The sequence below is a fragment of the Mammaliicoccus lentus genome (genome assembly GCF_947036595.1).
Lineage (GTDB): Bacteria > Bacillota > Bacilli > Staphylococcales > Staphylococcaceae > Mammaliicoccus > Mammaliicoccus lentus.
In genome coordinates, this window is sequence record NZ_OX344834.1 from 1,678,867 (window position 1) to 1,704,899 (window position 26,033).

22 protein-coding genes are annotated in these 26,033 nt (G+C 33.3%); all 22 read right to left on the reverse strand.

Annotated features, from left to right (window positions below):
* Position 1: 1 nt before the first annotated feature.
* The 22 genes from ACNMOQ_RS08275 to ACNMOQ_RS08380 all read right to left on the reverse strand — a co-directional run bounded on the left by ACNMOQ_RS08275 (position 2) and on the right by ACNMOQ_RS08380 (position 25,860).
* Positions 2-328, reverse strand: a complete 327-nt coding sequence (locus tag ACNMOQ_RS08275; RefSeq protein WP_016998622.1) for a ribosomal L7Ae/L30e/S12e/Gadd45 family protein — start codon at positions 326-328, stop codon at positions 2-4.
* Positions 325-609, reverse strand: coding sequence for an RNase P modulator RnpM (rnpM, locus tag ACNMOQ_RS08280; RefSeq protein WP_064204026.1), 285 nt, complete (start codon positions 607-609; stop codon positions 325-327). The genes ACNMOQ_RS08275 and rnpM overlap by 4 nt, the downstream gene beginning before the upstream one ends.
* A 17-nt stretch (positions 610-626) precedes the next feature.
* Positions 627-1,694 (reverse strand): transcription termination factor NusA, encoded by a 1,068-nt coding sequence (gene nusA, locus ACNMOQ_RS08285; RefSeq protein WP_016998620.1) that lies wholly within the window; start codon positions 1,692-1,694, stop codon positions 627-629.
* An 18-nt stretch (positions 1,695-1,712) separates the two neighbouring features.
* Positions 1,713-2,180 carry a ribosome maturation factor RimP gene (gene rimP / locus ACNMOQ_RS08290; protein WP_016998619.1) on the reverse strand — a complete coding sequence of 156 codons (468 nt, stop codon included), beginning with the start codon at positions 2,178-2,180 and terminating at the stop codon, positions 1,713-1,715.
* 121 nt (positions 2,181-2,301) lie between these two features.
* Positions 2,302-6,621: a PolC-type DNA polymerase III gene (locus ACNMOQ_RS08295; RefSeq protein ID WP_016998618.1), complete on the reverse strand. Its 4,320-nt coding sequence runs from the start codon at positions 6,619-6,621 to the stop codon at positions 2,302-2,304.
* A gap of 98 nt (positions 6,622-6,719) precedes the next feature.
* Complete coding sequence (locus ACNMOQ_RS08300; protein WP_064211583.1) at positions 6,720-8,423, reverse strand: proline--tRNA ligase; 1,704 nt, start codon at positions 8,421-8,423, stop codon at positions 6,720-6,722.
* A gap of 17 nt (positions 8,424-8,440) precedes the next feature.
* On the reverse strand, positions 8,441-9,727 hold the full coding sequence (gene rseP, locus ACNMOQ_RS08305) for an RIP metalloprotease RseP (protein WP_416349672.1): 1,287 nt from the start codon (positions 9,725-9,727) through the stop codon (positions 8,441-8,443).
* 2 nt (positions 9,728-9,729) lie between these two features.
* Entirely contained in the window at positions 9,730-10,860 is a 1,131-nt protein-coding gene (gene dxr, locus ACNMOQ_RS08310; protein ID WP_416349673.1) for a 1-deoxy-D-xylulose-5-phosphate reductoisomerase, read from the reverse strand.
* Between the two features lie 15 nt (positions 10,861-10,875).
* Positions 10,876-11,658: a phosphatidate cytidylyltransferase gene (locus ACNMOQ_RS08315; RefSeq protein WP_064204030.1), complete on the reverse strand. Its 783-nt coding sequence runs from the start codon at positions 11,656-11,658 to the stop codon at positions 10,876-10,878.
* Between the two features lie 11 nt (positions 11,659-11,669).
* The gene (locus tag ACNMOQ_RS08320) at positions 11,670-12,419 is read right to left on the reverse strand and encodes an isoprenyl transferase (RefSeq protein WP_016998613.1); all 750 of its coding nucleotides are present in this window, start codon (positions 12,417-12,419) and stop codon (positions 11,670-11,672) included.
* A 139-nt stretch (positions 12,420-12,558) separates the two neighbouring features.
* Entirely contained in the window at positions 12,559-13,113 is a 555-nt protein-coding gene (gene frr / locus ACNMOQ_RS08325; protein ID WP_016998612.1) for a ribosome recycling factor, read from the reverse strand.
* A gap of 18 nt (positions 13,114-13,131) precedes the next feature.
* A complete protein-coding gene (gene pyrH / locus ACNMOQ_RS08330) occupies positions 13,132-13,854 on the reverse strand; it encodes a UMP kinase (RefSeq protein WP_016998611.1) in 723 nt (240 codons plus the stop codon).
* A gap of 81 nt (positions 13,855-13,935) precedes the next feature.
* Positions 13,936-14,820, reverse strand: coding sequence for a translation elongation factor Ts (gene tsf / locus ACNMOQ_RS08335; RefSeq protein WP_016998610.1), 885 nt, complete (start codon positions 14,818-14,820; stop codon positions 13,936-13,938).
* A 100-nt stretch (positions 14,821-14,920) separates the two neighbouring features.
* Positions 14,921-15,697, reverse strand: coding sequence for a 30S ribosomal protein S2 (gene rpsB, locus ACNMOQ_RS08340; protein WP_016998609.1), 777 nt, complete (start codon positions 15,695-15,697; stop codon positions 14,921-14,923).
* A 160-nt stretch (positions 15,698-15,857) separates the two neighbouring features.
* Complete coding sequence (gene codY, locus ACNMOQ_RS08345) at positions 15,858-16,631, reverse strand: GTP-sensing pleiotropic transcriptional regulator CodY (RefSeq protein ID WP_016998608.1); 774 nt, start codon at positions 16,629-16,631, stop codon at positions 15,858-15,860.
* Between the two features lie 18 nt (positions 16,632-16,649).
* Positions 16,650-18,032 carry an ATP-dependent protease ATPase subunit HslU gene (gene hslU / locus ACNMOQ_RS08350; protein WP_369964561.1) on the reverse strand — a complete coding sequence of 461 codons (1,383 nt, stop codon included), beginning with the start codon at positions 18,030-18,032 and terminating at the stop codon, positions 16,650-16,652.
* A gap of 36 nt (positions 18,033-18,068) precedes the next feature.
* Complete coding sequence (hslV, locus tag ACNMOQ_RS08355) at positions 18,069-18,611, reverse strand: ATP-dependent protease subunit HslV (RefSeq protein WP_016998606.1); 543 nt, start codon at positions 18,609-18,611, stop codon at positions 18,069-18,071.
* 12 nt (positions 18,612-18,623) lie between these two features.
* Positions 18,624-19,502 (reverse strand): tyrosine recombinase XerC, encoded by an 879-nt coding sequence (gene xerC, locus ACNMOQ_RS08360; protein WP_016998605.1) that lies wholly within the window; start codon positions 19,500-19,502, stop codon positions 18,624-18,626.
* A gap of 63 nt (positions 19,503-19,565) precedes the next feature.
* Positions 19,566-20,870 (reverse strand): FADH(2)-oxidizing methylenetetrahydrofolate--tRNA-(uracil(54)-C(5))-methyltransferase TrmFO, encoded by a 1,305-nt coding sequence (gene trmFO / locus ACNMOQ_RS08365; protein ID WP_064211586.1) that lies wholly within the window; start codon positions 20,868-20,870, stop codon positions 19,566-19,568.
* A gap of 184 nt (positions 20,871-21,054) precedes the next feature.
* A complete protein-coding gene (topA, locus tag ACNMOQ_RS08370; protein WP_064211587.1) occupies positions 21,055-23,127 on the reverse strand; it encodes a type I DNA topoisomerase in 2,073 nt (690 codons plus the stop codon).
* A gap of 106 nt (positions 23,128-23,233) precedes the next feature.
* On the reverse strand, positions 23,234-24,106 hold the full coding sequence (dprA, locus tag ACNMOQ_RS08375; RefSeq protein ID WP_239724860.1) for a DNA-processing protein DprA: 873 nt from the start codon (positions 24,104-24,106) through the stop codon (positions 23,234-23,236).
* A gap of 587 nt (positions 24,107-24,693) precedes the next feature.
* Positions 24,694-25,860 carry an IS256 family transposase gene (locus tag ACNMOQ_RS08380; RefSeq protein ID WP_416349674.1) on the reverse strand — a complete coding sequence of 389 codons (1,167 nt, stop codon included), beginning with the start codon at positions 25,858-25,860 and terminating at the stop codon, positions 24,694-24,696.
* Positions 25,861-26,033 lie beyond the last annotated feature (173 nt).

Sequence of the window (26,033 nt, forward strand, 5' to 3'; positions counted from 1 at the left end):
CTCACTCCTCATGAAAATCATGAATCATCGTTTTTAGCTTCTTGCTAAATCCAATGTCAGTTATGCCCAACACCACTCTGCTTTCTTTTCCAATTGCGTAGCCTAATTCAAAGCGTGTAGCAAATGTTAAAAGTGTTACATGATAAGTTGCACATTTATTTTTTATATTTTTTGTAACGTTTGCTGCAGCATCTTCTGAAAGTATGACAAGTTTTACATTTCCTCGTCTTATTTCGCTTATAACAATTTCTTCACCAGTCTTAATTTTTCTAGCTCTTGTCGCTAGTCCAAGAAGGTTTAAAATTTGATCTTTTTTACTTATATTCATTTAGGTATACGCTCTCGATAGATTAATCGAATGATTTCTTTATACACAGGTTCAAGTGTTGATTTATTGCTATCAAAATAGCGTTCCAACTTACCTTGTTCTTGTGCTTTTTCTACGATTTCTAAATCTTTTGAAACATATGCGCCACGTCCAGGTGCTTTACCTGTAGCGTCAGCTTTGATTTCGCCTTCTTTATTCTTTACTACACGAATCATATCATTTTTAGGTTTCATTTCATTTGAAAGTATACATTTGCGCATTGGTATTTTTTTCTTTTTCATGACAAAATCACCTCACTTTATGATTCTTCAGTTGAAATAATTCCAGCTTCTCTTGCGTCTGATTCTGATTTTATATCAATTTTCCAACCAGTTAATTTAGCAGCAAGACGTGCGTTTTGCCCTCTTTTACCAATAGCTAAAGATAATTGATAATCTGGTACAACAACTGTTGTAGATTGGTTCTCTTCATCAACTAAAACTTCGACAACTTGAGAAGGACTTAAAGCATTTCTTACGAACACTCTTGGATCTTCGTCCCATTCTACAATATCAATTTTTTCTCCACCTAATTCATTAACTACAGCTTCAACACGAACACCTTTAGCACCAACACATGCACCAACAGCATCAATATCACCATTATCTGATGTTACACTGATTTTAGAACGGTCACCAGCTTCTCTTGCTACTGATTTAACAATAACAGTACCATCATATATTTCTGGTACTTCTTGCTCAAATAGACGCTTTAAAAGCCCTGGATGAGTGCGTGATACAAAAATTTGTGGTCCTTTAGTAGTTTGTTCAACTTTGTTTACATAAACTTTTATGCGTTCGTTCGGTAAATATTGTTCATTAGGACTTCTTTCAGCTTCTGAAAGTACAGCTTCTGTACGACCTAAATTAACATAAACATAACGGTGATCTACACGGTCAATTACACCTGTTACAATATCATCTTCTTTATCGATAAATTCATCATAAAGAATTCCTCTTTCAGCATCTCTTAAACGTTGCATAACAGCTTGTTTTGCTGCTTGTGCACCGACACGACCGAAATCTCTAGGTGTAACGTCTTCTTCGTATACATCTCCAATTTCATATGCTGGGTTAGATAATAAAGCTGTGTCTAAAGCTACTTGACCTTTATAGTCTTCAACGTCTTCAACAACATCTTTCCTAGAAATTACTTTGTAAGTACCTTCGTCTAAATTTAATTCAATTCTAACATTTTTGGCACTATCGTAATTTTTTTTATAAGCTGTAATTAAAGCCGCTTCTATTGCATCAATTAATACCTCTCGTGGTATTCTTTTTTCCTTTTCAAGGTATTCAATTGCAAGTAATAATTCATTACTTTTCACAATGTATCCTCCTTTATATTATAACATTACGGATCGACGTGCTTTTGCAATTTTTTTGCGAGGCAACGTGACATTTTTAGTTCTTGTTTTAATTTTCACTTCAAGTGTTATCGTTTCTTCAGTTACTTCTTTTAAAACGCCTAACCATTCTTTATCTCCTTCAACATGTTCGTATAAAGAGATAAATACAGGTTGCTCAATTGCATTTTGATAGTCTTTTTCTTTTTTCAACGGACGTTCCGCACCTGGAGAAGATACATCCATAAAATACGGCTCTTTAATAGGGTCTTCTTTATCCATAACTTCACTTATCTTTTCAGAGGCAATTGTGCAATCGTTTAAATCAACGCCACCGTCTTTATCAATTGCAATACGTAGATAGTAATCTTGCCCTTCTTTAACGTATTCTACATCTACTAATTCATAATTTAACGTTTCGAGTATTGGTTGAATAATTTCCTCAACTTGTGCTGCAACTTTACTCATAATGACCTCCCTCTTAATACAAACAGAAAAGAGCGGGAAAGGTCCCACTCTTTTAACGTCAGAGTATTATTTTAAGCAATAATAGTATATCACATAAATCAGGCATGCTCAAGGATATACGTTACAAATCAAAAATAGAAAGCTGAGCTTTATCAGGCATATTTGGCAGTGAACCTAACTCATCTAAATACTCAATAACTTTCTGAGAAACACCCGCTTTTTTATTTAAATCTTCTTTTGCTAAAAACGGTCCTTCTTCTCTTGTTTCGACGATTCTTTTCGCAACGTTTTCACCTAGACCTGGAACAGCAATGAATGGAGGAATTAAAGTATCTCCTTCAATCTTAAATTCAAATGAATCACTTTTCTCCAAGCTAACTGGTTGTATTCTAAATCCACGGTGTGCCATTTCGTTTGCGATTTCTAATACAGTCAATACATCTTTTTCTTTTTTAGCTAATTCATGGAATCGGCTATAGTATTCTTTTATTACTGTTTTAATTGACTCTTTATCCCTAGTCATAGTTTTTAAATCAAAATCTGTTGCACGTACAGTAAAGTAACTAGCGTAATAGTAAAGTGGGTAATGCACTTTAAAGTATGCAATTCTTAAAGCCATTAATACATATGCAGCAGCGTGGGCTTTAGGGAACATGTACTTAATTTTTTTACATGAGTCTAAATACCAATCAGGCACATTATTTTCTTTCATAGCTTCTTCGAATTCATCTGTTAACCCTTTACCTTTACGTACTGCCTCCATTATTTTAAAGGCAAGCGACGGTTCTAGCCCATTATACATTAAATAAACCATAATATCGTCACGACAACCGATAACACTTGATAAATCACAAGTACCAGCTTTAATTAAATCTTGTGCGTTACCTAACCAAACGTCCGTACCGTGAGATAATCCTGATATTTGTACAAGTTCAGAGAATGTCGTTGGTTTTGTATCTTCTAGCATTTGTCTAACAAAGCCTGTACCAAATTCAGGTACGCCAAATGTTCCAGTTTTACATAAAATATCTTCTTCAGTTACACCTAATGATTCAGGCGTACTGAAAATTCTCATTGTTTCTTTATCATCTACTGGAATGGTCTTAGGATCTATCCCAGATAAGTCTTGTAACATTCTAATCATTGTTGGATCATCGTGTCCAAGTATATCCAATTTAAGAATATTATCGTGAATAGAATGGAAGTCAAAGTGTGTTGTTTTCCACGCTGATTTTTGATCATCGGCTGGATATTGTATCGGTGTAAAATCATATATATCCATATAGTCAGGTACTACAATAATACCTCCTGGGTGCTGACCAGTTGTTCTCTTAACACCTGTACAACCTTTAACTAATCGGTCAACCTCTGCCCCTCTTTTATGAATACCTTGGTCGTTTAAATAACCTTTTACATATCCGAAAGCAGTCTTTTCGGCAACTGTACCTATTGTACCAGCTCTGAATACTTTATCTTCACCAAATAACTCTTTAGTATAATTATGTGCTTCAGGCTGATATTCACCACTAAAGTTTAAGTCAATATCCGGTACTTTGTCTCCTTTGAAACCTAAGAATGTTTCAAAAGGAATATCTTGTCCTTCTTTAATCATTTCGACATCGCATTTTTCACATTTTTTATCTGGTAAGTCGAATCCTGAACCTACAGAACCATCGTCAAAGAAGTGACTTTCTTTACATTTAGGGCATATATAATGTGGTGGCAATGGGTTAACTTCTGTAATTTCAGTCATAGTAGCTACAAAGCTAGATCCGACTGAACCACGTGACCCTACTAGGTATCCATCGTTTAATGACTTCTTAACCAATCTTTGTGATATTAAATAAATAACAGCAAATCCGTTACCAATAATACTTTCAAGTTCTTTCTCTAAACGGTCTATTACGATTTGTGGTAAATCTTCTCCGTATAAGGCTCTTGCATTATTGTAACTCATTTCTCGAATTTCTTCGTTGGCACCTTCCATATTCGGTGTATATAACTCATCTTTAATTGGTACAACAGTTTCTAAACGATCAGCTAAGTCATTACTATTCTTAACGACAATCTCATAAGCTTTCTCTTCACCTAAGAAATGGAACTCATCTAGCATTTCATCTGTAGTTCTAAAGTGTGCTTTAGGTAAAGTTTGACGATTTAATGGATTACCTGGCTGTGAGGCGATAAGTATTTTTCGAGCTATTGCATCTTGTTCATATAAATAATGCGCATTTCCTGTAGCAATAACTGGAATGTTTAATTTTTCGCCCACACTTAATATTCTATGATAAATTTCTTCCATTGTTTCGTTATCTTTTATAAGCTCTCTATCTAATAAACCTTGGTAAAGGCTTTTAGGTTGAACTTCAATATAATCATAATATTGGGCTACTTTTTCAACTTCATTTTGGTCTTTTTGCATAACTGTTGTAAATACTTCACCTTCGTCACACGCACTTCCAACAAGTATACCTTCTCGGTGCTCATTTAATAATGAACGCGGTATTCGCGGTGTACGATAAAAATAGTCTACTAACGAAGCACTTACAATTTTGAATAAGTTTTTAAGGCCAACTTGGTTTTGGACGATTAACGTAACATGAGATGGTCTAGCTCTCTTATACGCTTCGTCATTGGAAAGTCTGTCATTAATTTCATTATGATTATATACCTCTAACTCTTCGAGCTGTTTTAACATTTTTATAAAAATATGTGCTGTTGTTTCAGCATCGTAAATAGCTCTATGGTGTTGAGTTAACTCGACGCCATACTTTTTAGCTAAGAAGTTCAACCCGTGTTTACCATACTCTGTATTCACAGTTCTTGATAATTCTAATGTATCGATAACAGCATTTTTAGTTGCACCAAGACCTATTTTTTCAAAACCTGTATCAATAAAGCCCATATCAAACGAAGCGTTATGGGCGATATAAATTGCATCACCAACAAATTCGTGGAAATCTCTCAGAACTGTCTCTATATCCGGTTGTCCTTGAAGCATTTCATCTGTAATTCCAGTTAAGTTTTTAATCGTTTCTGATAAACGTTCACCAGGATCTGAAAATCGTTCAAATGTGTCTACTACTTCACCATTTCTCACTTTAACTGCTGCTAACTCAATAATTTGATCATATTGACTGGATAAACCCGTTGTCTCAACGTCAAATACTATATAAGTAGCTGTCTTTAAAGGAATATCTTGTGATTTATATGCAATTGGTACACCGTCATCGACAAGCATACCTTCCATGCCATAAATCATTTTTATATCATTTTTCAACGCAGCTGCGTGGGCATCTGGGTATCCTTGTACACCGTTGTGGTCAGTTATTGCGATTGCTTTATGACCCCATTTAGCAGCTTGTTCTACGTATTTACCGATGTGAGTAATACCATCCATTTGACTCATTGATGTATGTAAATGTAGTTCAACACGCTTATCTGGTGCTTTATCAAGTTTAGGTGCTTTTTTAATTTCATGTATATCTGTCATCATCATGACAAGATCTCTAATAAATTGATCTTGTTCAATTCTACCTTGAGCACGAACCCAAGTACCTACTTTTAACGCTTTGAAGTGCTCTAAATCATCTTTACCTTTGCGCGTAAACATTTTTAATATAAGTGAATCTGTGTAGTCTGTAATTTTTAACGTTACAATATGTCTACCACTCTTCAACTCTTTCATTTCTATATCAAATATCACACCTTCTAGTGCAACTTTGAATTCTTCTTCAATAATATCTTCAATTTTTCTAATACTATCTACAGTAATATCTTTACCTATTTGACATCTAGCAACAGCATTTTCATCTCCGCCAGATTCGGCTTTCTCTTTCTTCATTCTTTCCATTTTCTCAGATGCAATGCGTGCTGCTTCTTCATCTTCTTGTTGAATATGAGCTTCAAATGATTCCAACTCTCTTCTCATTTGTTCTTCATTATCCATCGTTTCAAATACAACACGACTGATGTTAAATCCGCATTTCTTCAGTGCTTGAACTAAAGAGCCATTCACTCTTTTTTCAAAATAATCACGTTCAACATCATTATTCACTTGCACTTTAACTACATCATCAGAGAAAATAATAGGCTTTTGTTTTAACTGATGTTTAACTTTATCACTAATACCCGTACCATCTATACAATGTGGCATATATTTTAAGATATGCTCATCTATTTGTTCCTTATTTTCCACTTCAATTGTCCAATCAACTTGTGCAATGCTTTGAAATACACTTTGCAGTTGATTTGTAAAAACTAGATACATTTCACTTGATAAATAGTATGGTAACTTTATATAAAAATGCCATAATCTTTTAGATTGAGAGACATTTATACGTGTTAATTCACCTTGTCCAACTATTTCTTTATCAAGTTCATCTGTTATGTTCAATTGTGTGAGTAACGTTTGGAATTTTTCTTTTCCTGTCATTGACAATTGCACGACCACCTTCATCAAAATGAAAAAGAGGCTATTTTTCATATTAGCCTCTTTAAATATCTTATATTATATCAGATTTTATACTTCTTATCAGTTTATTTCACTGCATCGTAATATGCTTTGATTACTTCTTCAATTTCATCAACATGTACTTCTTGGCTTTCCGTATTATCACGGCGTTTCACTTCTACTATACCTTCAGAAGCTTTTTTACCAACCATAATACGAACAGGTAATCCAATTAAATCAGCGTCGTTAAATTTAACGCCAGCACGTTCTTTACGATCATCATATAAAACATCAAATTTCTCTCTTAATTGTTCATATATTTGATCTGAAAGTTCTTTTTGTGCTTCCTGTTTAGGATTAATTGCGATTAAATGTAAATCATATGGTGAAATTGCTTTTGGCCATATAATACCATTATCATCATGGTGTTGTTCTATAACTGCTGATAAAGTTCTAGAAATACCTACACCGTAGCACCCCATAATTAATGGTTGTGCTCTTCCTTGCTCGTTAAGGAATGTAGCATTCATGCTTTCTGAATATTTTGTACCAAGTTTAAACACTTGTCCAACCTCTATACCTTCAGCGAATTTTGCATTCCCTAAGTTATTAGGCAAAGCTTCACCTTCAAGTATAAATCTAAAGTCACCATATGCTTCAACTTTAAAGTCTCTATCAACGTTAGCATTTAAATAATGATAGCCATCTTCGTTAGCACCTACTGCAAGGTTATTAATATCTTGTATAAATTGGTCAGCATAAATTTTTATTTTATCAACATTAACTGGGCCTAAGCTACCTGGTTTTGCTCCCATAATATTTTCTATTTCTGTTTCAGTTGCTAACTCAATATTTTCAGTTTTAAAGAATGATTTCAACTTAACATCATTTAATTCATGATGACCTCTAATTAATATCATGACATACTCGTCATCAACTTTAATAATCATAGATTTAATGATTCTATCTAACGTTACATTTAAGAAGTCTGCTAACGCCTGTGCAGTTTTTACATCAGGTGTTTCTACTTTTTCTAATTCTTTAATTTCTGTATGTTCAGGGTTTGGTGTATACACGACTTCAGCTTTTTCAATATTTGCTGCAAAATCAGTTGAATCACTATAAACGATTGTGTCTTCACCAATTTCAGCTAACGCCATAAATTCGTGTGTATGATCGCCACCAATTGCGCCGGAATCGGCTAACACAGGTCTGAATTTCAGCCCAACTCTAGTAAATATATTATGATACGCATTATACATATCGTTATATGTTTCATCTAATGACTCTTCATCAGAATGGAAAGAATACGCATCCTTCATGATAAACTCTCTTCCACGTAATAAACCGAAACGTGGGCGTTTTTCATCTCTAAATTTAGATTGAATTTGGAATAATGTTATTGGTAAACGTTTATATGATTTCAATTCATCACGTACTAATGATGTAATAATTTCCTCATGTGTTGGTCCAAGAGCAAAGTCACGATTATTTCGGTCTTTTAATCTCATTAATTCTGAACCGTAAGCTTCCCATCTACCTGATTCTTCCCATAATTCTGAAGGTTGAAGTACAGGCATTAGAACTTCAACGCCATCAATTCTTTCCATTTCTTCTCGAACAATTCGTTCAATTTTATTTAATACACGTTTAGCAGTAGGTAAATAACTATATATACCTCTAGCATTTTGTTTGATCATACCAGATTTAAGTAGAAATTTATGACTGATTGATTCAGCTTCAGCTGGTTCTTCTCTCAGTGTAGGTATAAATACTTTTGATTGTTTCATTTTTTTCCTCCTGTTCGTTACATGAAGTACCGTTGAATGTCATTCCACGTAACCATAATCATCACGAATATTAAAAATACAGCCCCAATAGATAACATTACCATTTCGGCCTTCTTGTTAATCGGCTTTCTAAATATCATTTCATATATAACAAATAGTAATCTACCACCATCCAAAGCTGGTATAGGTAGTAAATTCATTATACCTAAGTTAACACTTAGTAAAGCTGTAAAGCCCATTAATGTAACAAATCCTTGTTTAACAACTGTATCAACATTACTGTATATTCCAACTGGGCCATTCAACATGTCAAACGAGAAGTCACCTGTAAATATACTGCCTATCAAATTAGTTACTGCTAAGAAAATAACTTTACCTGCTACTACAGTTTTTTCAATACCTGCTAATAGTGGCCCAAATACAGTATGTTCAGTAGGTTGCGCTACACCAATCATATATTTTGTTTCGTACTCATCTTTCGCTACTTCTAATTTTCGTTTTTCAGCTGCAACTTTAAAAGATTTTTCCTGACCATCACGATCTACTTTTATTTCAACTGGATTTTCTTTCTTTTCTTTAAATATTGGTTGAATATCGGTAAACTTATCTATTTTCTTACCATCAACTGTCTTTATTTCATCGCCCTTTTTAATACCTGCTATTTGTGCAGGACCACCTTTTTCTAAATCACCAAACACAGGGTCATTTGTAGGTACGCCACTCCAATAAGCTAAACCTATAAAAATAACTAGAGCTAAAATAAAGTTGAATAATGGCCCTGCAAACAATGTTAAAAATCTTTGGTAAGGCTTTTTACTCATTAATTGTCTATCTTTAGGTGCTATTTGAATTAAATCACCATTTTGAACAAAATATGCTTCTCTCGCAATTTTAAAATGATGTCTTTCTTCATCACTTGCAGTTATACCTTCAATATAAATATCCTTTTCAAAATCGCTATCTTTAATTTCTATATGCTCAATTTGTTGGAATTTATGTTGATCGTCCATAATAACATGAGTAATTTCATTTTGATCATTCAATTTAATTGCGATGTGCATACCAGGTGTTAGTGGATTTTGTTCTAAGCCATCACCGGCCATTCTGACATAACCACCAACTGGTAATAGTCTAATCGTATACAACGTCACATTTTTCTTATAAGAATATATTTTCGGGCCCATGCCTATAGCAAATTCAGGGCACATAATGCCCGCTCGCTTAGCAAAAAACATATGGCCATATTCATGTACTGTAACTAAGAGACCAAATACAAATATAAATGCTAATATTGTATAAATCACGCTTACACCCCGTAATCCTTAGATTTATATGCTGCATCAATTTTTAAAATAGTATCTAAATCTGGAGATGCTATTACTTGATGCTCTTTCATTTCTTTCTCTATCATTGGTTCTATATCTAAAAATGATATTTCCTTATTCAAAAACTTCCCTACTGCTACTTCATTCACAGCGTTTAACACTACTGGCATCGTACCACCTATACTAAGTGCTTTATAAGCCAATTTAATACATTTAAATCTATTAAAATCCATCTCTTTGAAATTTAGTTGACCTATTTGTGCTAAATTAAGCCTCTCTGCATCTCTAGGTGCTCTTTCTGGATATGTAAAAGCATATTGGATAGGCGTTCTCATATCAGGGGTACCAAGCTGTGCTATAATGCTAGAATCATTAAATTCAACCATAGAATGTATAATACTCTCTTTATGGAGTATCGTTTCAATTTGATCGATATTTAAATCAAATAACCATTTAGCCTCAATGACTTCCAGACCTTTATTCATCATAGTTGCTGAATCAATTGTGATTTTTTGACCCATAGACCAATTAGGATGATTTAAAGCATCTTCTAACGTAACATCTTTCAACTCATCTCGAGTTAAATCTCTAAACGAACCACCACTTGCTGTAATGATAAGCTTATTAATATTTTGATTATTTTCACCGTGTAAACATTGGAATATAGCAGAATGCTCAGAATCGACAGGCAATATTTTAACGTTTTTTTCTTTCGCTTTGTTCATAACAAGTTCGCCAGCCACTACTAAAGTTTCTTTATTAGCTAAAGCAATATCAATTCCAGCTTCAATAGCAGCCATTGTCGGCTTTAAACCTATACTACCTAGAATTGAATTCAATAACAAATCTGTTTTGTGATATGTTGAAACTGCTAATAACCCTTTATCACCGTAAACTATTTCTACATCTAAATGGCTAAGTTTTTCTATATCTTCTTCATATTGTACAGATACGATATCAGGTTTGAACTCGTTTATAATATTCTGTGCGTACGCGATATTTTTTCCAACAGAAAATGCAACTAAATTAAAATCAGTTGCATGCTCTCTTATAACATCTAACGCTTGTTGACCAATCGAGCCACTTGCTCCTAAAATAGCAATGTTTTTCACTTGATTCACCTCATCTTACATTTGAAATAGGAATAAGTTCAATAAAGGTAAGACAAAGATAAAGCTATCAAACCTATCAAGTATACCACCATGTCCTGGCATAACATTCCCTGAGTCTTTCACACCAAAATGACGCTTCAACCCTGATTCCACTAAATCGCCTAATTGTCCAAACATGCTTAATAACATCGTTAATGGAATAAGTAACCATAATGATACATGCATATCAAAAGATTGTCCAAAAATAACAGCAACAATTAAGCTAGAAATAATACCGCCAATAAAACCTTCAATAGTCTTATTTGGACTTATAAGAGGCCATAATTTATGTTTACCAAACAATCGACCAAATATATATGCACCTGTATCTGTTAACCATACGACTAATAATGCGAACAGTATGAAGTGTAAACCATGCTCTCTAGTTTCGTAAAAATACATAAAGCCAATACCTATATAAACAACTGAGAGCGTACAAAAAGCGGCGTCCATAAAATTAAACCTGTTCTTAGACATAACAGTGTAGCTTAACATCAAGAAGCTCATAATAATCAACAATTGTAGTTGAAATTCTATATTATGTTGTATAAGCTCTTGCGGTAATAAAATAATACATAATGAAGCAACCGACAAAAAGCCCGGTATTGAAATAATCGTTAAATTATTCATATTTAGTATTTCTTTGAGCGCAATTAACGCAAGTAAATAAGCGAGTATTATGACAGGTACTCCCCCATAAATTACAACTGGGAGAAATACAGCCAACGCAACGATTGCGGATATTGTTCTTGTTTTCATTTTTTTCTCCTTTACAGCCCACCAAACCTACGTTGTCTTGACTGATAAATTTTTAAACAATCTATAAGTGATTGTTCATCGAAATCTGGCCATAGTGTTTTAGTAAATACAAATTCACTATATGATGATTGCCATATTAAGAAATTACTCAATCTTTCCTCTCCAGATGTACGTATTAATAATTCTGGATCAGGAATGTCTGAAGTAAATAAATTATCCTCTATATTTTTTTCTGTTAAATCATCTATAGACATACGACCCGCATCGATTTCTTGATATAGTTTTTTAACTGCATTTAAAATTTCTGCTCTTCCACCGTAATTTAAAGCAAAAATTAAATTTAATCCTGTATTATCTTTTGTTTTATTAATTGCCTCATTTATTGCTTTTTTAGTATGATTCGGCAATTGATCTGAAAAACCTATAGTCGATACTTTTACATTTTTTTCGATTAGTTCTGGTAAAAATGTTTTTAAGAAATCTACTGGCAATTTCATAATATAATTGACTTCGTCTTCGGGTCTACTCCAATTTTCAGTTGAAAAAGCATATAACGTTAAGTATTTCACACCTAAATCATTAGCTTTTCTCGTGATTTTTTTAACAGTTTGCATCCCTTCATAATGGCCTTTTATTCGGGGCATTTTTTTATTTTTAGCCCATCGTCCATTTCCATCCATTATGATTGCTATATGTTCTGGAATAGTTAAAATATTATCATTATTTATTTGTTGTTTTTGCTTTATAAACTTTTTTATCATAGCGTCCTCCATCAAACAAACGCGAATTTATATGTATTTGAATTAAACATATCGTAATACATTTTATCACAAAAAGAAGCATTCTGTGTATATAAAGAAAAAAACTGTACCAAAGTCTGATTTGGTACAGCCCATATCTTTAGATTTCTAGAATATCTTTTTCTTTTTCAGTAGTTAAGTCATCTATTTGCTTAATGAAGTCGTCTGTTACTTCTTGAACTTTGTCAGTTTGAGTTCTTAAGTCATCTTCTGAAATGTCGCCATTTTTTTCTTGTTTTTTCAAGTCTTCGTTTGAATCACGTCTTACATTACGGATTGCAACTTTAGCGTTTTCAGCTTCTTTTTTAGCTTCTTTAACTAATTCTTTTCTTCTTTCTTCAGTTAATGCAGGAACAGTGATTCTAATTACTGTACCATCACTTGTTGGGTTTACCCCAAGATTTGCTGCATTAATTGCTTTCAATACATCTTCAACAGAAGATTTATCATATGGTTGAACAACTAACAAACGAGCTTCTGGTACAGATATACCAGCTAATTGTTGAATTGGTGTTGGTACACCATAATACTCAACATTCACTCTGTCTAAAAGATTCGCATTTGCATGACCAGTTCTAATCCCAGCTAAATCTCTACTAAAGCTTTCTATTGTTTTATTCATTTTTGACTTTGTTTCTTTAATAACATCTGCCATGGAATTTACACCTCGTGTTTATTTTGTAATAATCGTACCGATTTCTTCACCTTGAACGGCACGTTTAATATTTCCTTCTTCCATTATCGAGAATACAACAAGTGGGATGTCGTTGTCCATACAAAACGATGATGCAGTTGAATCCATCACTTGTAATCCTTCTTGTAACATTTGAATATATGTCAATCTTTCGTATTTTTCTGCATTAGGATCTTTTTTAGGGTCAGCAGAATAAACACCATCTACATTATTTTTACCCATTAAGATAACATCAGCTTCAACTTCAGCAGCTCTTAATGCTGCAGTTGTATCAGTTGAGAAATACGGATTGCCGATACCTGCTGCAAATATAACGACTCTCTTTTTTTCTAAATGACGGATTGCACGTCTTCTAATATAAGGCTCTGCAACTTGTTTCATTTCTATTGATGTTAATACTCTTGTATCACAGTCCAATTGTTCTAAACTGTCTTGTAAAGCTAGAGCATTCATTACTGTCGCCAACATACCCATATAATCAGCTGTACCGCGATCCATCCCTAAATCGCTACCTGTTTTTCCTCTCCAAATGTTTCCGCCACCAACAATAACTGCAACTTCGCAGTCCATTTGAGCTACTTCTGAAACTTGTTGAGCAATACTTTTTATTACAACTGGGTTAATACCAAAACCTGAATCTCCGGCTAAGGCTTCTCCACTTAATTTAAGAACGACGCGTTTATATTTAGAATTTTTTGTCATCTCGATCCCTCTCTATGCTTATAATTAGGTCTTAATATAACGAAAGAAGACACAAGACGTGTCTTCTTTCAAAAGGTAACCTTAGTTACCTCCCATTTGTCCTTTTACTTCATCAGCAAAGTTATCAGAACGTTTTTCGATACCTTCCCCAACTTCGTAACGAACGAAATCTACAAGCACGCCGCCATCTGTTTTCAAGAATTCAGCAACAGTTTGATCTGGGTTTTTAACAAATGCTTGGTCTACAGCACAGATTTCTTCTAAATATTTACGCATTCTACCTTCTACCATTTTTTCAACGATATTTTCAGGTTTGCCTTCGTTTAATGCTTGTTGTTTAAGAATTTCTTTTTCGTGCTCTAATTCTTCTTCAGAAACTTGGTCACGAGAAACAAATTTAGGGTTTAAAGCTGCGATGTGCATAGCAACGTCTTTAGCAGCTTCAGCATTAGTAGAACCTTCAACAAGAGTTAACACACCGATACGTCCACCCATGTGTAGGTATTCGCCGAATGCATCGTTATCTGTTTTAGTTTTTATAGTGAATCTACGTAAAGTTAATTTTTCACCAATAGTTGAAATAGCTTCATTCATTTTTTCTTCTACAGTTTGTCCATTAGCTAATTTAGAAGCGTTTAATTCATCAACATCAGCTGGTTTAACTTCAAGAATATGATCAGCCATTTCTTTTACTAAGTTTTGGAAACCTTCGTTACGAGCAACAAAGTCAGTTTCAGAGTTTAATTCAAGGATTACAGCTTCGTTACCTTTAGAAGCAACATATGTTGTACCTTCTGCTGCTACACGGTCAGCTTTTTTAGCTGCTTTAGCAATTCCTTTTTCACGTAAAAAGTCTACCGCTTTATCGATGTCACCATCTGTTTCTGTTAAAGCTTTTTTACAGTCCATCATACCTGCGCCAGTTTTTTCACGTAATTCTTTGACAAGTTTAGCTGATATAGCCATATTAAATTCCTCCATTTATATAAATAATCAATTATAAAAAATTTAGTAATTCTTTCTAAAAAAAGGTGATAAGTTATAGAACCTTATCACCTTTTTGAAATTATGCTTCAGTAGTTTCAGTTGATTCTTCTTTAGGTGCTTGTTCAGTTTCGTTTAAGTCGATGTTTTGCTCTTCAGCAACATCTTCATTTGAAACGCCTTGTTGACCTTCAATAATAGCATCTGCCATTTTACCAGTTAACAATTTAACAGCACGGATAGCATCATCGTTCGCAGGGATAACATAGTCGATTTCATCTGGATCACAGTTTGTATCAACAATACCAACGATTGGAATGTTTAATTTGTGTGCTTCAGCAATTGCGTTACGCTCTTTACGAGGGTCAACTACGAATAATGCTTGAGGCATTGATTTCATATCACGAATACCGCCTAAGAATTTGATTAAACGGTCGTATTCTTTTTTAATTTCTACAACTTCTTTTTTAGGTAGTACATCAAATGTACCGTCTTCTTCCATTTTTTCAATTTCAGAAATACGTTTTACACGTTTAGAAATTGTTTTATAGTTAGTTAAGATACCACCTAACCATCTTTGGTTAACGTAGTAGTGACCAGCACGTTCAGCTTCTTCTTTAACTGACTCTTGTGCTTGTTTTTTAGTACCTACGAATAATACTTTACCGCCTTCTTCTGAAACAGATTTAATAAAGTTGTATGCTTCATCAACTTTTTTAACTGTTTTTTGTAGGTCGATAATGTAGATACCGTTTCTTTCAGTAAAGATATACTTTTTCATTTTTGGGTTCCAACGGCGTGTTTGGTGACCGAAGTGAACTCCTGCTTCTAGCAATTGTTTCATTGAGATAACTGCCATAATAAATTCCTCCTAATTGGTTTTATTCCGCCATAATCACATATTATAGTAACAACAATTAAAATGTTGCACCAAACTATAATTTACGTGAATATGTGTGAATTTGACTTTTTCAGCCGTTGTTAAATATATCATATTTAGCTTAACTCATCAAGTATTTTTATTTAGTTATTCCTAACTCATCTAAGAAACGTTCTTTTTTAATTCTTATGAACGTACCCTTCATACCTAACGAGCGTGATTCAATAACGCCAGCACTTTCAAGTTTTCTTAAAGCATTTACAATAACTGATCTAGTTATACCAACACGGTCAGCTACTTTAGATGCAACTAGTAATCCTTCTGGAGCACCTAATTCTTCAAAGATATGTTCAATTGCTTCTCTTTCAGAATAAGATAAAGAGTTGATTGCCATATTAATAGCAGCTTTATCTCGAGCTTCTTGTTCAATTTCGTTATGCTTTTCTCTTAATATTTCCATACCGATAACAGTCGCTGCATATTCACCTAAAACTAAATCGTTATCGTTAAAGTCTTGAGTAACACGTCCAACAACCAATGTACCTAAGCGTTCACCGCCACCTAAAATTGGGAAAATAGTTGTTTGGCTATCTTCAAATAATTCTTTGTTTTCTGGTGGGAAAACAGTTAACACATCATCAATTCCAATGTTTTCTTTAGTTTGGCTTACGTGCATTAATTGGTCAGTGTATTCTTTTGGTATATGTCTATCTTCTAACATTTGTATAATTCTATCATTGCTTAATAATTCATTTAAACTTGAACCTAAAATTTTACCTCTTCTTGAAACGATAAAAACATTTGTTACTGTTACATCACTTATTGTTTTAGCCATGTCTTTAAAATCTACAGCTATCCCTTTATGTTTTTGTAGTAATGTATTTAATTCTCTTGTCTTTGATAATAAACTCATTTAATTTTTGCTCCTTTTTTATAATATAAATGCACTTAAATCTTTATTCGTTGCGATTGATTCTAATTTTTGATTTACATATTCAGGTGTAATATCTACTACTGCATTTGGCATATTAGAAGCTTCAAAAGATAAGTCTTCTAACATTTTTTCTAATATCGTGTGTAATCTTCGAGCACCAATATTATCTGTTTCTTGATTAACTTGGAATGCAATCTCAGCTAATCTGTTAATTGCATCATCTGTAAAGTTTATAGTAACCATTTCAGTTTCAAGTAATGCTTTATATTGTTCAAGAAGAGATTGTTTTGGTTCTTTTAATATTTTCACAAAATCTTCTGTAGTTAAACTTTCTAACTCAACACGAATTGGGAATCTCCCTTGTAATTCTGGGATTAAATCGCTCGGTTTCGACATGTGGAAGGCACCTGCGCCAATAAATAAAATATGTTCAGTATTCACAGAACCATATTTAGTTTGGATTACACTACCTTCAACAATTGGTAAAATATCTCTTTGTACACCTTGTCGTGAAACATCTTGTCCACCACTGTTATTACTTACTGCAATTTTATCAATTTCATCTATAAAGACCATGCCCATTTGTTCAGTAAGTTGAATTGCTTCTTCGTTCACTGATTCTTGATCGATTAATTCATTCGCAATTTCGTCGATTAAGATTTTTCTAGCAGATTTAACAGGCAAGTTTCTTTCTATTTTTTTCTTCGGCATCATTTGAGAAAGCATGTCTTGCATTTGCGGATTATTTTCCATACCCATCATGCCTAATGATTGTTGTTCTTGTTCTACTTTAATTTTTACTATTTCCTCTTCTAATTCTCCATTAAGAAGTTGTTTCTTTATATCTTCACGTTTTGTTTTGATTTCTTCTGTTGGTGCTTCTTCCTCTTCTTGTTGTTGATTAAAGTTTGGAAATTGACCGCCGAATAAAGATTCTAATGGATTACCTGTATTAGTTTGAGCTTTTTTCTTCATGCTCGGAACGAGTAGTTTCACTAAACGTTCATTCGCTTTTTTCTTTGCATCCTCTAATACGCCTTTTTTCTTTTCTTCTTTAACGATACGTCGACCAACTTCAACTAAATCACGTATCATACTTTCCACATCACGTCCGACATATCCGACTTCTGTGAATTTTGTTGCTTCAACTTTTACAAATGGTGCACCTACAAGTCTAGCCATTCTTCTAGCAATTTCTGTTTTACCAACACCTGTTGGTCCAATCATCAATATATTTTTAGGGATGATTTCATTTCTTAACTGTTCTTCTAATAAACTTCTTCTATATCTGTTTCTTAATGCAATTGCAACTTTTCGTTTTGCATCTTGTTGACCAATGATGTGATCATTTAAACGATCAACAATATCATGTGGTGTCATTTTTAATTGATTTTGTGACAACCTGGAACCCTCCATTTAAATTTCTTCTACTCTGATTTCATGGTTAGTAAATACACAAATATCTGCTGCAGTATTCAATGAAGCTTCAGCAATTTCTCTAGCTGATAAATTAGGGGCATATGATTTCAATGCCCGACCAGCGCTTAGCGCATAGTTCCCACCAGATCCGATGGCGATTATGCCATCATCAGGTTCTATCACTTCGCCAGTACCACTTACTACAAGTAGATCCGTTTCATTCATAACGATTAACATTGCCTCTAACTGACGCAACATTTTGTCGCCTCTCCACTCTTGGGCAAGCTCTACAGCAGCTCTCGTTAAATTACCACTATATTCTTGTAACTTAACTTCAAATTTTTCAAATAATGTAAACGCATCGGCAACACTACCAGCAAAACCAGCAACAACTTTATCATGATAAAGTCTACGCACTTTTCTAGCAGTTTGTTTCATGATAACTTGTTCGCCTAATGTCACTTGTCCATCTCCTGCCATTGCAGAATGTCCATTGTGTCTAATTGCAAATATTGTTGTAGCATGTAATGTTGAACTCATTTTAATTCTCCTTTATGCACGGGGATGTGCAGATAAATATACTTTTCTTAATTGATCTTTTGTAACATGTGTATATTGACTCGTTGTAGACAAACTTTCATGACCTAATAAACTTTGAACTGTTCTCATATCTGCACCTTGATTTAATAAATGTGTCGCGAATGTATGGCGCAATTTATGGGGGTGAATATGATAAACGCCTTGAGTACGTTTAACAATTTCATTCAAAGCATATCTTATGCCACGCTCAGTAATAGCTTGTCCACGCATATTAACAATTAAATAATCATGGTCTATTTTTAACTGACTTCTAAAATTATCAATATAATCTATTATTGCACTTTGACAATATTCACCAAAAGGTACAACTCTTTCTTTATTACCTTTTCCTAATACTTTCACAAAAGAATAATCCAAATCTATATCATCTAATTGAATATGAACTAATTCTGAAACACGAATTCCTGTTGCATATAATAATTCCAATATGACTTTGTCTCTAATATTTGTTCTTTTTCCATCATTTAATGTTTCAAATAGTTTTTCCATTTCTTCTTCATAGAAGAAACTTGGTAAATGATGTTCTTTTTTAGGATGAACAAGTTGAATAAACGGGTTTTGTATATCACTGTCTACACTCATCCAATATTGGTATAAAGATCTCAGTGTTGAGATTTTACGTGATACACTTGTACGTTTATGCTCTTTATCATACAAAAATGCAAGGTATCTCCTTGCATCCTTATATTCAAATTCTTTTAATGACAAATGTTCCGTCTTCAAGAAATTGTTAAATTCAATTAAATCAAGTTCATAAGCATTCAATGTATGCGTAGAAAAGTGTTTTTCATACATTAACATATTTAAGAATTGTTGTTCTATAGCATGCATTTATACTCACTCCTCAATTTATCTGAATTGTATCACAATTATTATAAATCTTAAAATAATTTACTATAACATTACTTTAAATGAATCTAAGTGTTTCAATGCACGATTTGCTAGCTTTTCATAACGTTCTTTTTTATCTTTTATACGTTTTTCTAATGTAGGTAAGAGACCAAAGTTAGCATTCATCGGTTGGAAGTTTTTGTTATTATTTGCATGTGTAATATAGTAAGCCATACTACCGATAATTGTTTCTCTTGGGAATACTATTGGTTCCAAATTCGATACTAATTTACTCGCATTAATACCTGCAATTAAACCACTCGCTGCACTTTCTACGTATCCTTCAACTCCAGTCATTTGACCAGCAAAGAATAAGTCATTACGTGATTTCAATTGGTAAGTTTCTTTTAACGCGTTCGGCGAATTAATGAAAGTATTTCTATGCATAACGCCATAACGTACAATATCAACATTTTCTAATCCAGGAATCAATGAAATCACTTCTTTTTGAGCGCCCCATTTTAAATGTGTTTGAAAACCTACAATATTATATAGCGTGCCTGCTGCATCATCTTGTCGTAATTGAACCACTGCATATGGACGTTTCCCCGTCTTAGGATCTTCTAAACCTACTGGCTTCATTGGCCCAAATAAAAGAGTTTTCTTACCTCTTTCAGCCATGACTTCAAAAGGCATACACCCTTCAAAATAAATTTCTTTCTCAAATTCCTTTAAAGGTACTACTTCTGCTTGAATAAGCGCTTCATAAAATCTATCAAATTCTTCTTCTGTCATTGGACAATTTAAATATGCCGCGTCACCTTTATCATAGCGCGATTTCAAATAAACTTTATCCATATCAATTGAATCTTTCTCAATGATTGGTGCAGCTGCATCGTAGAAATATAATTGTTCTTCCCCAGTAATATTGATAATTTCTTGTGTCAAACTTTGTGTTGTAAGAGGTCCAGTTGCTATAATTGTTGGCCCATCAGGTATTTTTGTAATCTCTTCATTCATTACAGTTATGTTAGGATGATTTCTTAAAGTATCAGTAATATACCCCGCAAAATCATGTCTATCTACAGCCAATGCTCCTCCCGCAGGAACACGTGCATTATCAGCAGCTCTTATAATAAGTGAATCGAGTTGTCTCATTTCTTCCTTTAGAACACCAACAGCATTTGTAAGTTGATTACCTCTCAAAGAATTAGAACAAACTAATTCAGCAAATTTATCAGTATGATGAGCTGGCGTATTTTTGACTGGCCTCATTTCATATAAGTTAACATTTATCCCTTTTTTGGCGATTTGATAAGCCGCTTCCGACCCAGCTAGACCAGCGCCAATAACATTTATTGAAGTCATATTAAATGCCTCCTATTTCCACATTTTTATATTCCATATTGAATTGTATAACAAATCTGAATTTAATCAAATAATAAACTAAAGCAAATTTTTAAAAATTAGTGACAATTTACTGTTTTTACCAATAAACAAAAAAACAAGTGCAAAAAATTATCTATACCGATAACTTTTTGCACTTCACACATTATTTCTGTTCTTGTTCTTTATAATCACAATTTGGACAAATAACTTGTGCAGATTTTCCTTTTTTACGTTCAACTAAAACTGTATCACATTTTGGACATGAACGATCTAATGGTCTATCCCATGATGTATAATCACATTCAGGATATCTTGAGCAACCGAAGAAAATACGATTTTTCTTAGACTTACGCTCTACCACTTCGCCTTCTTTACACTTCGGACATTTAACACCAATCGTTTTAATAATTGCTTTTGTATTTCTACACTCAGGGAAATTAGAACAAGCCATAAACTTCCCGTATCTTCCCATTTTATAAACCATAGGTGAACCGCATAATTCACAATCTTCTCCTGCAGGCTCATCTTTAATTTCTATTTTTTCCATTTCTTCTTCTGCTCTAGCAACATCAATTTTGAAGTTCTCATAGAACATGTCGATAACTTTCTTCCATTCTATTTCGCCTTCAGCGACTTTATCTAATAGTGTTTCCATATTAACTGTAAAGTCTACATCGATAATTTCAGGGAAGTATTCTTTCACTGATTCATGAACAATTTCACCAAGTTCAGTTGGTATAAAACGTTTTTGGTCAAGTTTGACGTAATTTCGTTTTTGTATTGTGTCAATTGTTGGAGCATAAGTAGATGGTCTACCAATTTTTAATTCTTCCATTGTTTTTACTAAACGCGCTTCCGTATATCTTGGTGGTGGTTGCGTAAAGTGTTGTTTAGGATCAATTTTCTCAGCAGTAACGATATCTCCTTTTTCTAATGGAGGCAATTTACCATCTTTCTCTTCATCTTGATCATCTTTAGCTTCAACATATACTTTCATGAAACCTTTAAATTTAATCGTTTGACCATTTGCTCTGAATTTTAAATCGCCTTGCGTTATATCTGCAGCTACTGTATCTGCTATTGCAGGAGCCATTTGACTCGCCATAAATCTTTCCCATATCAACTTGTACAATCTATGTTGATCTCTAGATAAAAATGCCTTCATTTGTTCTGGCGTTCTAGCAACACTTGTAGGTCTTACTGCTTCGTGGGCATCTTGTGCACCTTGTTTACCTTTAGTAGCTTTTGCTTTTGATAAATATTCTTTACCATATTCATTTTCAATAAATGTTGCTGCTTCAGCTTGTGCTGTTTCTGATATACGTGTGGAGTCAGTTCTCATATATGTGATTAACCCGACAGTACCTTGCTTTTTAAGATCTATACCTTCATATAATTGTTGAGCAAGCATCATTGTTTTTCTAGCTTTGAAATTCAATTTACGCGAAGCTTCTTGTTGTAATGAAGAAGTTGTAAATGATTTAGCGGGGTGTCTTAATTTTTCTTTTTTCGTTACTTGTGTAACTTCAAATTTGTCCCCATCTAATTGTGTTGTGATTTTTTTAACATCACCTTCATTTTTCAACTTAACTGGTTTGCTTTTCTCATGTAAGAATTTAGCAGAAAACGTTTTTGTTTTATGTTTGAATAAACCTTCTATTGTCCAATACTCTTCAGGTTTAAAGTTATTAATTTCATTTTCACGATCAATCACAAGTCGTAATGCTACTGATTGAACACGTCCTGCAGATAAACCTTTTTTCACTTTCTTCCATAAAACTGGTGATATATTATAACCCACTAGTCTATCTAATATTCTACGTGCTTGTTGAGCATCAACTAACTCATGTTCGATTTCTCTTGGATGCTTAAAACTTTCTTTTACAGCATCTTTCGTAATTTCATTAAATACTACTCGTGATTTTTTATTTTCATCTATATCTAATATATGTGCTAAATGCCAAGCAATCGCTTCACCTTCTCGGTCAGGGTCACTCGCAAGATAAACGTTTTTAGCTTTTTTTGCATGACGTTTTAAATCTTTAACGACTGGTCCTTTACCTCGAATAGTTATATATCTAGGTTCATAATAATTTTCTACATCTACACCCATTTGACTACGAGGCAAATCTCTAACATGCCCCATAGAAGCGATGACTTTATATTTTTTTCCTAAATATTTTTCAATGGTTTTAGCTTTTGCAGGCGATTCGACAATGACAAGATTTTCTGCCAAAGTAACTCCCCCTTGCTATTCTATTGATTACAAATGTAAATGATAAACTGATAAATTCAGCTTTGTCAATTAAAATATTTTTTCAAACCTTTCAATTTGTTCCATTTTACCTAAAATCTTCAAGTATATCTTCAGGCGTTTGTATAAGTTTAGCACCTTCTTGAATTCGTTTATTTACGCCTTTACTCAAGCTCTGGAATATAGTACCAGGACAACAATAAACATTACGATTTTGATCTAACGCTTGATCAATTGTAATAAGTGATCCACTTCGTTCATTTGCTTCAGTAACTAAAACGCCTTGAGACAAACCGCTTATAATTCTGTTTCTCTCAGGAAAACGCCATTTCTGTAACTTAACATTAGGATAATATTCACTTATTACTAAATGATGCTTTCTCATAAACAAATTTATATAATCTGTAGATTTTGGATAATGGTAATTCAGTCCAAAAGCCGCAACACCAATCGTGTGACCACCTTGATCTATAGTTTTTAGATGAGCGAAATAATCCGCGCCCATTGCTAAACCAGATACAATCGTGATATTAGCTTTAACTAAACTTGGTATTAATGTATCACAAATCCGTTCAGTATAGGTAGTTGCTTTACGAGAACCAACAATTGCGAGCATTTTTGAATGATTTAATAAATTCATATCACCTTGCCCAAATAACATTAATGGATAATCGTAAATCTGCTTCAGTAAATTAGGATAACCCGACTGGTTAGAAAAGACAAATTTAATATTCTGAGCTTCGATGTTTTTTACTAGCTCCTCTATATCACTATCTCGATACCTATTATACATTGCAAACATTTTATTATAATTAAAATTCGATTTGGAAATGAAATTTAAGAACTCATCATGATCATCAATAAAATTTAAACTTGTATCATAACTTAACATTTTATGTAAATGCCTAGTCGTAAAACCAGCGTAAGTTAATTTTAAAACTATTTCTTGATTAAAATTCATAATTATTGCTCCTTCTATAGTGTAGAATATGTGAGGTTGGAATAGTGGATTGTGTAGTGGATATTGATTTGAATTTGAGGTTTATTATTGTTTTGATGTGTTTTGCGTGCGTTAACAGGCTTGTTTTTTCACTCTTGCATGTTACATTTTCTAACGAGCTTGTTATATTTGTCTTGCAGATTATGCGCTAACGGGCTTGTTTTTTTACTCGTGCACGTTACGTTTTCTAACGAGCTTGTTCTATCCGTCTTGCACGTTAGAGCACTTCTTTCGCTATATTTCATTGGATTTTTTTAAGTTTCAACTGATCTTTATGCGTTAACGGGCTTGTTTTTCGCTCGTGCACGTTACGTTTTCTAACGAGCTTGTTCTATCCATCTTGCACGTTAGAGCACTTCTTTCGCTATATTTCATTCGTTTTTTTTAAGTTTCAACTGATTTTTAAGTCAAGTCCATATTTATGTGTAATATCTTTAGAAGTAATCAACCTTTGGTTTTTTAGAATGTATTATCAAAATAAATCTGTTTGATTTTTAGCAAATTCATTTTGTTAATCTCTACTTATTTTTCAAAAATAAGTAGTAAGTTTAAGGAATAAAAGGTCTTTTAGCATTATCTAGATTTTCTTGAATATCCATGAGTAATGCACCAATTAATCTAAAAGCTGAGTCTAGGTTAGGGAAAGTCTTAATGACTTTCTCTCTTTTTCTAAGCTGCATATTTATATTTTCAATAGAGTTAGTAGTTCGTATATTCTTATGGTGTTGTGCTGGAAATCTATAAAACTGTGTGGCATCTTCGAAGCCCTGATCTAATATATTTAAAGCTTCTGAATACTTAGGATTATTTTCATACTTAGTTACAAATTCATTTTTACTTTCAAGCGCATGTTGATATGTAGGAGCTTGAAAAATAGATTTAAGTAATGTTCTTGCCTCTTGTGAATTCTTTTTTGGGAATCTTTCAATGATGTTTTTAAGAAGATGAAATGTACAACGTTGCCAAGTTGAATCTATAAATTGTGATTTAATAGACTTAATAAGACCAGAATGTGCATCAGAAATAATGAGCTCAGGAGTTGTGAGGCCACGCATTCTTAAATCTTCAAAGAACTCAGACCAAGCCTGTTCAGATTCTTGATTAGAAATTTTAAAACCAATAATTTCACGTCTTTTAAGTTCATTTACTCCCATAGCTATATAAACTCCTTTAGAAACTATTTTATTATTCTCTCTAACTTTAATATGCATGGCATCAACAAATACATATCTGTACTGATGACTAGTAATAGGTCTACTCGACCACTTTTGAATATCGGGGTCAATATTTTTCATAACTTCTGAAATCGTAGATTTCGAAACAGATTTACCTGCCAGAGCCTCTACAATTTTCGTGATGTTTCTAGTTGAAACGCCATTAATATAAGCTTCTATCATCGCTAAAATCAGTGATTGATCAGAGCGAGAATATTGATCAAAAACTTCAGTTGTAAATTCGCCATCACGCGTTCTAGGTACTTTTAAATGAAGTGTTCCGACTGGAATCATAAAATCACGTTCATAGTAGCCATTTCGTTGTGCAACCCTTTCAGGATGCTTTTGTTTGAAATCAGCGTTCACAAACTGATCTCTTTCCATTTCCATATAAGCATTTAATACAGTTACAGCTATACTTTTCATAGCAGTATTTAAATTACTTTCTAAAATAGCACTTGCCAATTCTTCAAAGTCTACGTTAATATTTAACTGAGTCATATATAGGTCACCTCTACAATATTTTCTTAGTCGATTACATTGTACTAAAGTGAGCTATATTTGGCTCTTTTTTTATTACACAATTATATGGACATATTCGATTTTTATACGCTAACGGGCTTGTTTCCTCACTCTTGCATGTTACGTTTTCTAACGAGCTTGTTCTATCCGTC